We start from the raw sequence: 809 nt of genomic DNA, 5'->3' as shown, positions 1-809 counted from the left end.
TGCATATTGCCAAGTCGCATCTGTTTGACCAAGACGGTGTGTGTGCCTTAGTCATCAATACGGGCAATGCCAATGCGGGTACCGGCGCACAAGGCCGTCTGGACGCGATTAAAGTGTGCGCGGCGGCGGCAGAACAGGTCGGCTGCCAATCCAATCAGATTATGCCGTTTTCGACCGGCGTGATTTTGGAGCCGCTGCCTGTGGATAAAATTGTGGCCGCTTTGCCGCAAGTACGCCCTGCATTCTGGTCGGACGCGGCGCGTGCCATCATGACGACGGATACTGTACCGAAAGCTGCTTCACGCACAGGCCTGGTCGGCGAAAAACACACAGTCCGCGCTACCGGTATCGCCAAAGGCTCGGGCATGATTCATCCGAACATGGCGACCATGTTGTCGTTTATCGCCACCGATGCCAAAGTGTCCCAACCAATTTTGCAACTGATGACGCAAGAAATTGCAGACGAAAGTTTCAATACGATTACTGTGGATGGAGATACCAGCACCAACGACAGCTTCGTGATTATGGCGACAGGCCGTTGCGGTCAGAGCGAAATCGACAACACCGCCGATCCGCGCTATGCGCAGCTCAAAGCCTTGCTCGGTTCGCTGGCTTTGGAATTAGCGCAGGCGATTGTCCGTGATGGCGAGGGTGCAACCAAGTTCATTACGATTGAAGTGCAAAACGCGAAAACCCGCGAAGAGGCGCGCAAAGTGGCTTATGCCGTCGCCCATTCGCCTTTGGTGAAAACCGCGTTCTTTGCCTCCGACCCGAACTTGGGCCGTCTGTTGGCAGCCGTCGGCTATGCC

1 protein-coding gene is annotated in these 809 nt (G+C 55.7%); it reads left to right on the top strand.

Translation table 11 applies throughout. The features are described 5' to 3' along the window. Positions 1-809: bifunctional glutamate N-acetyltransferase/amino-acid acetyltransferase ArgJ (gene argJ / locus ACTHUR_RS13175; protein ID WP_440398966.1), on the top strand; the 809-nt coding region annotated here is incomplete at both ends.

Source organism: Neisseria sp. P0021.S007, assembly GCF_051956855.1.
The sequence above is the reverse complement of the archived record's forward strand: the minus strand, read 5'-3'. Positions and strand labels throughout refer to the sequence as shown.